At 59.2% G+C, this 9,284-nt stretch carries 12 protein-coding genes; 4 read left to right on the top strand and 8 right to left on the bottom strand.

Features of this window, described 5'->3' with window-relative positions; genetic code table 11:
• Positions 1-44: 44 nt before the first annotated feature.
• The gene (locus ACSFDB_RS19965; protein WP_440772650.1) at positions 45-290 is read right to left on the bottom strand and encodes a DUF7508 domain-containing protein; all 246 of its coding nucleotides are present in this window, start codon (positions 288-290) and stop codon (positions 45-47) included.
• A gap of 4 nt (positions 291-294) precedes the next feature.
• Complete coding sequence (locus ACSFDB_RS19960; RefSeq protein ID WP_440772649.1) at positions 295-816, bottom strand: DUF5796 family protein; 522 nt, start codon at positions 814-816, stop codon at positions 295-297.
• A 155-nt stretch (positions 817-971) separates the two neighbouring features.
• Between ACSFDB_RS19960 and ACSFDB_RS19955 the strand changes: the two genes are divergently transcribed.
• The 3 genes from ACSFDB_RS19955 (at position 972) to ACSFDB_RS19945 (ending at position 3,237) form a co-directional block, all read left to right on the top strand.
• On the top strand, positions 972-1,844 hold the full coding sequence (locus ACSFDB_RS19955) for a shikimate kinase (RefSeq protein WP_440772648.1): 873 nt from the start codon (positions 972-974) through the stop codon (positions 1,842-1,844).
• On the top strand, positions 1,841-2,167 hold the full coding sequence (locus ACSFDB_RS19950; protein ID WP_440772647.1) for a chorismate mutase: 327 nt from the start codon (positions 1,841-1,843) through the stop codon (positions 2,165-2,167). Before ACSFDB_RS19955 ends, ACSFDB_RS19950 begins: the two co-directional genes overlap by 4 nt.
• A gap of 353 nt (positions 2,168-2,520) precedes the next feature.
• A complete protein-coding gene (locus ACSFDB_RS19945; RefSeq protein ID WP_440767331.1) occupies positions 2,521-3,237 on the top strand; it encodes a DUF2270 domain-containing protein in 717 nt (238 codons plus the stop codon).
• A 409-nt stretch (positions 3,238-3,646) separates the two neighbouring features.
• Here the strand turns inward: ACSFDB_RS19945 and ACSFDB_RS19940 are convergent, their stop codons facing one another.
• The 3 genes from ACSFDB_RS19940 to ACSFDB_RS19930 all read right to left on the bottom strand — a co-directional run bounded on the left by ACSFDB_RS19940 (position 3,647) and on the right by ACSFDB_RS19930 (position 4,535).
• Positions 3,647-3,844, bottom strand: a complete 198-nt coding sequence (locus ACSFDB_RS19940) for a hypothetical protein (RefSeq protein WP_440772646.1) — start codon at positions 3,842-3,844, stop codon at positions 3,647-3,649.
• A gap of 101 nt (positions 3,845-3,945) precedes the next feature.
• Positions 3,946-4,299, bottom strand: coding sequence for a type II toxin-antitoxin system PemK/MazF family toxin (locus tag ACSFDB_RS19935; RefSeq protein WP_440772645.1), 354 nt, complete (start codon positions 4,297-4,299; stop codon positions 3,946-3,948).
• Positions 4,296-4,535 (bottom strand): hypothetical protein, encoded by a 240-nt coding sequence (locus ACSFDB_RS19930; RefSeq protein ID WP_440772644.1) that lies wholly within the window; start codon positions 4,533-4,535, stop codon positions 4,296-4,298. Before ACSFDB_RS19930 ends, ACSFDB_RS19935 begins: the two co-directional genes overlap by 4 nt.
• Positions 4,536-4,932: 397 nt before the next feature.
• Here ACSFDB_RS19930 and ACSFDB_RS19925 point away from each other — a divergent pair, with 397 nt between their 5' ends.
• A complete protein-coding gene (locus ACSFDB_RS19925; RefSeq protein WP_440772643.1) occupies positions 4,933-5,643 on the top strand; it encodes a hypothetical protein in 711 nt (236 codons plus the stop codon).
• Between the two features lie 77 nt (positions 5,644-5,720).
• Here ACSFDB_RS19925 and ACSFDB_RS19920 read toward each other — a convergent pair whose 3' ends face one another.
• The 3 genes from ACSFDB_RS19920 to ACSFDB_RS19910 form a co-directional block, all read right to left on the bottom strand.
• Complete coding sequence (locus ACSFDB_RS19920; RefSeq protein ID WP_440772642.1) at positions 5,721-7,160, bottom strand: NAD-dependent epimerase/dehydratase family protein; 1,440 nt, start codon at positions 7,158-7,160, stop codon at positions 5,721-5,723.
• A gap of 213 nt (positions 7,161-7,373) precedes the next feature.
• Entirely contained in the window at positions 7,374-8,549 is a 1,176-nt protein-coding gene (locus tag ACSFDB_RS19915; protein ID WP_440772641.1) for a DegT/DnrJ/EryC1/StrS family aminotransferase, read from the bottom strand.
• A 148-nt stretch (positions 8,550-8,697) separates the two neighbouring features.
• Positions 8,698-9,084 carry a universal stress protein gene (locus ACSFDB_RS19910; RefSeq protein WP_440772640.1) on the bottom strand — a complete coding sequence of 129 codons (387 nt, stop codon included), beginning with the start codon at positions 9,082-9,084 and terminating at the stop codon, positions 8,698-8,700.
• Positions 9,085-9,284: the final 200 nt, after the last annotated feature.

The following is a 9,284-nucleotide window of genomic DNA, read 5'->3' as shown; positions in this document are numbered from 1 at the left end:
GCGCGTTTCCGGGTCGGCGCGTCGTTCGGCGGATCGGCCGACGATCACTCGAGTCGGTCGCGGTGATCGACAGCTAGTTCCTGAGCCTGCTCGAGCGTGTGGGTTTCCGTCCACCGCACGCGCTCGCCGTCGCCGTAGGCGAGCGCCGTCTTGAGTTCGTCCCGGAGGACGCCGTGTCCGACCGACTGAACCGTCCCCGACGAATCGGCGAGTTCGTACACGCCAGGTCGTTCGGGTGCGCTGGCGACCGTCCTGCGGTCGAGGTCGCGCCAGGGTTTCTGTAGCGGCATCGCGTTATCCCCACTCGGTGCCGTCGGTCTCGGCACTCTCGTCCGGTTCATCACGCTCGGTATCGGTGCCGTCACGTTCGCCCTCGCTATCGGCGTGCTTGGCGTGGGCGACGAGTTCGTAGGCGTGCTCGCTGAGTTCGTCCTCAGCGAAGACGAACACGCGGCCGTCGACCAGCGAGAGGTCGGCATCGACGCGGATCGAGTATGCTTCCGTCGAGACGGTCACGCCCGGGAACAGGACCTCCTCGTCGTCTCCCTCGAGCATTACGCGGCCGACGCCGGTCGACTCGAGGATGTCGTCGTGAGTATTGTGGTCGTTGACGTAGGTCATGACGCCCTCGATCCCGTCGGGGTCGGTGACGAGGACGTGGACCTCCTTCCCCGGCGGGGTCTTGATCGACTCTTCGACGGGCTTTGGCGGGCCATGATAGAAGACGTCTCGGCCGTCGAGATACTCGACGACGACGCCACCCTCGACGAAGTCGACCCCGATCGTACTGGGTGCGACGTTGCTGCGAACGCTCATTATTCGTCCATTGGGCAGGTTCCCGGAAAAACGGTCCGTTCTGGCGCTCGCGTTACTATCGAACCGGCTCTCGCCTGCGTCTCACTCGGCCGAGGGCCGCGGAGAGAATCGTCGAGACCGTCAGCCGTAAATACGCGCTCTGAGTCGGTTGTTGTATGGACGGCCGCGCCGTCGCCCCAGCAGCCGGAACGGTTCTCAACGCGCTCGCAACCGGGACCGGCGCTGCGTTCGCGATCGACCTCGAGACGACAGCCACCGTCGAACTCACGACCGACGGGAGTATCGACGCCGAAATCGCCGGCCAGCCCGACGCCGATACGGTGCTCGTCGAGCGCTGTGCCGAACTGACGATCGACGAGTACGCCGAGACCGCGGGACTGGACGGATCAGCCGTCGGCGCTCGCGTCCGAACCGAGAGCGAGGTGCCGATGGCGTCGGGGCTGAAAAGTTCGAGCGCCGCGGCGAACGCGACCGTGCTCGCGACGCTCGATGCCCTCGAGATCGTCGGTACGGTCGAGCGAATCGACGCCTGTCGACTGGGTGTCCGTGCGGCCCGCGACGCCGGCGTCACAGTTACGGGTGCGTTCGATGACGCCAGCGCGAGCATGCTCGGCGGTGTGACGGTCACCGACAATTTGGGCGACGAACTGCTCGCTCGCGAGGAAGTGGATTGGTTTGCGCTCGTGTACACCCCGCCCGAACAGTCCTTCAGCGCCGACGCCGACGTCTCGGCCTGCGAGCGGATCGCCCCGATGGCCGATCTCGTCGCGGAACTCGCCCTCGACGGCCGCTACGGCGAGGCGATGACCGTCAACGGCTTCGCCTTCTGTGGCGCCCTCGAGTTTTCGACCGGCCCGATGATCGACGCCCTGCCCGACGTCACCGGCGTCTCGCTGTCGGGAACCGGCCCGAGTTACGTCGCCGTCGGCGACCGGGACACGCTCGAGACGGTTCGAGAGCGGTGGGCGGAACGGGATGGAACGACACGATTACTGCGGACGCGGACAGACGGAGCACAAGTGACATGACTCGAGACCCAGAGACAGCCACCGACGGCGGCGAGACGGAGCGAACACCGGACGAGATGAGCCTCGACGAACTGCGCGAGGAGATCCAGACGATCGATCGCGAAATCGTCGAACTGATCGCGCAGCGAACGTACGTCGCGGATACGATCGCACAGGTCAAAGACGAGCAGAATCTGCCGACGACCGACGAGAAACAAGAACAGCAGGTAATGGAACGCGCGGGAGCCAACGCAAAACAGTTCGACGTCGACGACAATCTTGTAAAGGCGATCTTCCGACTGTTGATCGAACTGAACAAAGTAGAGCAGCGTGATAAGAGGTAGCGCACACCACTACAAGCTGATAGTAGGTACCGGAACTGTCCCCCCACTACGTTTGTGCTGACTGACCAGAGCCGTCAAGAGAGTAGCTAGTATCGTTTTGTGAAATAATGGATATATTGCTCAGTAAAGGTAGTCAGGGATTTGTCTCTCTGGATGTTGTCAGGACTACCCTGGGGAACATCTAAACAAGGCCCAGAAGATACATCCGGCACATCATCGTTATTATTCCGATGGATGTTTCTCATGATAGAATTTATAGACTGGCACTGAAAGGTATGACAGAGAGAATGATAGTTATCTAACTATATTGAGCACGTAGAGAACGTTATCCCGGTCGGATGAGTACAATTGACATGGACGAGACAGCCGATCGACTCGATGCTCAAGATGAAGAGGTTGCGACCGATGCCGGCACTGATCGGGAGGAATTCCTTTCGCTCCTCCCGCACTTTTATCGAGGTAGTGTGAGTCAGTCGGTAAGCGCACAGGATCGCCTCGACCGAACAACCGACTGGGCAATCACCCTGATTGCCGCCTTGCTCTCGATCGTGTATTCAAGCGAGGATATGCCAGCGTACCTCTTGTTGATCGGGCTGGTACTACTGGGTATGTTCCTCTTTTTCGAAGTCCGACGCTATCGGTTCTACGATGTGTGGCGGTCTCAAGTCCGGTTCGTCGAGGAGAATATCTTTGCGAACGCCTTCAATCCCGCAAACGCCAAATATCACTCAAATTGGAGAGAAGAGATCAGTGACGATCTTCGCCAGCCGACATTCAAGGTCTCATACCTCGAAGCCCTGTCTCGTCGGGTCCGTCGGGTGTACGCGTTGCTGTTTGTTGTCGTCGGGCTCGCCTGGGTTTCTAAGATCACCCTTTTTAGCCCCGGAACACAGTGGACTGAGGCCGCGGAACTTCCGGGAATCCCTGGCCTGGTCGTCACAACAGCGCTGGCTTTGTTCTATATCGGAGTCTTTTTGATTGCGTTCTGGCCGGGCAAACGCGAGGCGAAAGGAGAGATCCACGACGTTGAGTCCGGCCATTGGAAGGACGCGGAGGATGAACGTCAGTAATCCGTTCAGAGGAAGGCGTTACCGCTGTGGTCGAACTGTAAGCGCAGCACCCGCGAGCGACCACCGGGAGCAAATGGCCTTTTTATTGAAGTTTTGCGCAAGGGTAGCAAAGCGAACCTAACGCGGAAAGAGTTCGCTCCGCATGGGTACTGAGTGAATCAATGGATGGCTGAGCTTCTGCGGTTCACTCGTTCGGAAACCGGAAAAGTGCACGCAATCATGTGATGTATATTATCGGCCTGGATAAAGTGGAGCAAAGGGATAGTAGATAGCACTAAGCGAGTTTTGAGGGCGTGTACCACGTGATCCGCACTCAGAAATCTTCCGATTGCTGTTTAGTTGGTTCGTATCGAAGTGTATGAGCCGTGACCGATCACCGGAGCTAGCGGACACTACACGTGCGAGTACATCACTTTTCTGACTGCGCATATCGGTCGTACAGCCACCACGGAACATCGAGTACCACAGCCAGCCCGACTGCTACTCCGAACCCCACCAGTAACCCATCAGTGAATCGAACTGCGAGGAAGACTGCAATACCGCTAACAGCAACTCTCGTTACTCGATTCGGGTTCCAATCGAAAAGAGCAGACCGAAGTGTGGACATATTGTTCGATCATATAGTCGAAGTTATAACTGTTCTGCAAACAAGGGTCTAACAAGAGCCAATCGATACACGCACGCACTATTCAGACCACAGCAGATACGTCAGTCCAGTCCGAGACTCAGTTTCAACGCTTCGTCCACTGCCTCCATCGACTCTCTGTCGAGACTCCCAAGCACCGAGTGAACCCGTTTTTCGATGGAGACGGCACGAATTTGATCGAGTCGAATCGAGGAATCTTTCTCGAACGGTGACTCCGCTGCTTCGACGAGAACCTCGAACGGGTAGCCCCTGTACGTTCCCGTCGCAGGTGCAACGATTGTCGTACTGGCGTTTTTGTTCCCAACGTCGTTCTGGACGACTACCACAGGGCGAGTTTTCTTCATTTTGTGCCCTTCCGCAGGATCAAGCCGAACGATAACGACGTCGCCGCGACGAATTTCCGAGACCTCGCTCATTTATCCAGCCCGTCCCACGCCTCGTCCGATGCTTCGTCCCACTCTTCTGCAAGCTCTTCCGCACTCTCAGATGCCTCGCGGTACGCAGCAGCCAGTTCATCTTCGTTGGGATGGCCAGACTCTACCTCAACGACGGCGACGGTCACACGCTTGTTCGCGTACTCCGTTCCGAGATAGATTCGACCTCGGTCATCGGTCTCGTTAGTTCGTAGGTCCCGAGCATCTACTTTCGTCATGTTACCGACTTGGACCTACCGCTGAATAAGTATTGCCCACTATTACCCACGGCAGATGCTTTCTGTGACTCGTACTATGGATTTCAGCTACCTGAACAAGGTCGAACAGGGCGAGACCACTGAAAAACGCTGTCGATGGCTTCGTTGCCGAAAACTGATTCAATCGCCGTCCCCACCTCTGATTTCCTGACACTCACCGGTCGATGGCAAATGCTTGATGGGTTCGCTCGAGAATGCGAGCCTATGTCCGAATTCGACCGACGACGGAGCCGACCGTCGATAGCCGCCTGCGTGCAAACCATCTCTACTCCGGTTTCAGTGACGGCAAACCGGTCGATCGGTGAGAACGGGAACGAACAGGGACCGATCTGGAACCCGTTCGAAGGGGTGGATCGGGATGGAAACTGATCCAGAAACTGGAGACAAGGAGTCGGTACAGGCTTCGGTCGAGTTCCGAGACTGTACGCGGATCCAAATTACTGGCACGTACGAGGACGTCCTCCTCGGTGTGACCTTCGTCTCTGACGACGGAGAGACGGGCACGGTCGTCGATTCGGTCGGCGGCGTTGACGGTGAACGAACGATCGACTCGACCGTCGAATTCGACCTTTCGCCGGAGTCGACGGTCCTCGAGTACGTCGAACTGTTCGAGAGCGAGGCTGCAATCCCGGGGCTCGGAGACGCACGGGTCGAGAATCCGCAGTTCGAGGACTGTTATCTGGACCGAGTGGACGGCGAAAACGGTGGCTCGAGGTCGTCGCCGTCTGCGGAGTTCGTCGACTGCGAGACGGTTCGGGTCACCGAACCCGCAGCCGAGGTGCTCCTTTCGTTGTTCTGGTGGGACGAGCGGGGGCAGCTCGGAACGATCACCGAACCGGTCGGTAGGGTCGAGGATGAGCGGACGATCTCAGCGACGACGGAGTTCGGAACGTTCGCCTACGGCCCGGTTATTTCGGGAATCGAACTCTTCGACGCCGGAACGCCGACGGTTCCTGGTGGCGGAGACGTGTCGGTCCGAAATCCGGATGCCGAGTCGTGCGCGACATCGATCCGTGACGCGTACGACGGGCCCGACGAACTGGGCGAGAGTCCACCCGAGCGTTCCTGATCGGGTCCGAGACGGGAATTCGATTGCACGGGCTGTCGGTGTCGAGGATGGTCGATTATGCGATCGAGCAGTCAGAACTACACTTCTTTCGAGGAAAGCGTCTCACGCGTCTGCTCGCGCGAGACCGGGTCGTGACTGTCGAGGATAGCGGCCGCGTTCTCGTAGCTCGGGGCCCGTTCGAGCGTCTCGTAGTTGTTGTATCTGGTCGCCGTATAATCGGTGTACGCGTTGGACGTAAACTGTTCGTTCAACTCGAGACAGTGGTCGCGTACCGTCCGTTCGGGCTCGAATCCCAGCTCCGTCCGGATCTTCTCGAACTCCACGCGATAGCTCCGTTCGTCCGTGAGCTCGTCGTGGTACTCGATCGAAGCGTCGGGGAAGCAGTCGGCAACGATGGTCGCGAGTTCGTCGATCCGGTAGTTCTGCTGGTTCGACCCGACGTTGTAGACGGTGTCGGCAACGTCATCGATCGGCGCGGTTAGACAGTCGACGTACGCCCGAGCGGCGTCAGCGACGTGGACGTTCGGTCGGTACTGGTCGCCGCCGAACACCGGGATCGTTCCCTCAGTATGGGCCTTGGCCGGCAGGATGTTTCCGACGAGATCGAATCGCATCCGCGGCGACTGGCCGTAGATCGTTGCCATCCGGAGAATCGTCGGCGAGAAGTGCTCGTCGGCGAGATCGTGGAGCACGCGCTCGGATTGAATCTTCAGCCGAGCGTACAGCGAGACCGGATTTCGTGGCGATTCCTCGCAGAGGCGCTCGGCTTCGGTCTCGGAGCGTCCGTAAACGCTGCAGGTCGAAGCGAAAACGAAGCGGTTGATACCGTGGTACTTACAGATCGACGCCAGCAGCTGCGTCGAGTGGAGGTTGTACTCGAGCGTCTTCTCCGGATCGATCTCGGAAGCGGGATCGCCGACGATGCCGCCGAGATGGATGACGGCGTCGACCCCGTCGATCGCTTCGAGAACGGTATCGATTGATCGGGCATCGCCTCGATACAAGGTGAAGCGATCGTCGTCGCGAAGCCTGCTGATGCCCGCGTCGCCGTACATCAACGGATCGAGCACGCGAACGTCGAACCCGTCCTCGAGAAGTTGCCGACAGAGCACCGAGCCGAGATATCCTGCCCCCCCGACGACGAGAACCGTGTCGACGGCGTTCGAATTCGGCTCGACTTCTCGTGTCACGTCGTCGATCAGCTCGATCGTCGTGACGTCGGTGACTCGTTCGTCGCCGTCGACCACGGGCGCGATGGTTGTCTGCTGTACTCGATCGTCGCCCTCGAGAGCGTTCGATGCCCCTTCCACTGTTCGGATACTCCCGCTCGTATCGACGATAATTGGATCATCGTTGACCACGTCCGAAACCGGCGTATCTGGTGTCCCCCCCTCGAATAGCTTTTGTCTGAGTCGCTCGTCGGTCGCGGTCCCAACGAGTTGGTTCTCGTCGTTGACGAGAACGATACCTCTTGCTTCGGATCGATCGATCCGTGAAAGTGCGGTCCGGATCGACATCCGCGAATCGGCTGTGACTGGCCATCTCATGATTACGTATCGACTCCAACTGCCGCTACTGTCGGCTCGGTACCGACGCCGACGCGGCCTATTCACTCAACCCAGAGCGTTCCCCTTTGTTATGGGTCGGTTGGATTGATAGTCAGCTAATATTGATAGAAGGTTGTCGTGACGTGTGTCGGAGTTCGTCGACTGCAGCAGGTCTGAGAAATATCAGTTCTGCGTCGTATTTGACTGAACCGAACCCGTAGCCCTGTCACGCTCGAGACCGTCTCTGACGCCGGTTGTGATCCGATCGATCTCGTCGTCGCGTAGTCCCGGATGAATTGGAAGCGAGAGGACCCGTCCCGCGATCTCTTCGGTGACGGGAAGCGCACCCGATTCGTAGCCGTACTCGCTACGGTACGCTTGCGTGAGGTGAACGCTCGGATCCCAGTACACCTTCGACGCAATCCCTCGCTCGGTTAGGGTATCGATAACGGCGTCTCGGTCGACCCGTTCGTCGAGCGTGACCGTGTACAGCTGGTAGACGTGGCGTCCACGACCGGCAGTTCCGTGGGGATCGACACCGTCGACAGCAGCGAAACTGTCGGACAGGCGTGATGCCACGCGCCGGCGGTTCGCAATGTGGTCTTCGACTTTCCCGAGTTGTGCACAGCCGATACTCGCCACGAGGTCCGACATTCGTACGTTCGTCCCGACGCCCGTGTATTCGCCGCTGTCGGGTGAGTCGAAATACTCAGAGGAGGCGCGACCGTGCGAGCGGTAGCGCTCGAGGCGGCGAGCGAGATCGTCGTCGTCGGTGACGACGGCCCCACCCTCGCCCGTCGGCAGCACCTTGTTCTGGCAGAAACTGAGTATCGCCGCATCACCGATCGTCCCCAGCGCCCTGCCGTGATAATCGGCCCCGAACGATTCGGCGACGTCCTCGATCAACGGGACGCTCGCGTCGGCGGCAATTTCCTCGAGAGGACCGATCTCACAGGCGGCGCCGTAGGGATGGATCGGTAAAATTGCCGCCGTGTCGTCGGTTACCCGCGCCTCGACGCGTTCGGGGTCGAGACCGTACGTCTCCCGCTCGATATCGGCAAACACCGGAGTGGCGCCGACGAGTCGAACGGCGTTCGCAGTCGCGATAAACGTAAACGAGGGGACGATCACTTCATCACCCTCGCCGATACCGTATGCCGTTAGCGCGGCAACCAGTGCCGTCGTCCCCGAGTTGACGGTCACAGCGTGTTCGACCCCCAGATACCCCTCGAGTCCGTCCTCGAACTCCTCGATGTACGGCCCGTTCGCCCAGAACGAACCCCGCGTAATGGAGTCGACGGCGTTCGCGACGTCGTCTTCGTCCCAGGGAATTTCGAACAACGGAATCTCGTCACTCATCGAGCGGCGATTCGCGGGACTGCCGATTAAGTAGCCGTTCGCTACCGACAATCATTTGACTATTTTGATGCTTGCAACTTCCTGCACAGTCATTATGAGTACGGTTCTTCCCACCTTCTAGGGAAATTTCGACGCTCCTCGAACTCGTCTACGCGTCCGGGACTGGCACGACGACGACCGGCAGCGACGCCGTCTCGAGCAGCCGTCGTGTCGCCGACTCGACAGATGTCGACTCGTCGGCGAGCCCGTCGTGAGCGGCGATCAGTATCTCGTCTGCGTTGACTTCCGTTGCGGTCTCGAGGAGCGTTTGGACAGGCTCGTCGCCGGTTCTAAGCTTCGTTTCAACGTCACCGAGTGCAACTAATCTGACGGGAGCGACGTTCAACGCCTCCTGTGCGTCCCGCCGTGCCGTCGGGTCGTCCGCCGGTGCGACGGCGACGATCGTGGCATCATCGTTGCTCGTTGCGCGCTCGTCGAGGTAGTCACAGATCGCTGCTGTCGTGTGCACGGACGCCGTGCCAACGAGATAGTGCATATCGAACCCTCGGAGAGCGGTACGAAGAACGTGTTGACACTCGCGTCTCGATCACGAACGGTTCGAATGCGAGGCGACCGGGTCGATCCCTCGTGAGGATTTTCCGACTCAGAAAATTCGCTCGTATCACTATTACGTGCTAGTCGAAAGGAGGGAGCGGGAGGGTTCCTCCCTCCGAACGGCGTGTGTCGTCGGAACCG

Source organism: Natronorubrum amylolyticum, assembly GCF_052040145.1.
Lineage (GTDB): Archaea > Halobacteriota > Halobacteria > Halobacteriales > Natrialbaceae > Natronorubrum.
The sequence above is the reverse complement of the archived record's forward strand: the minus strand, read 5'-3'. Positions and strand labels throughout refer to the sequence as shown.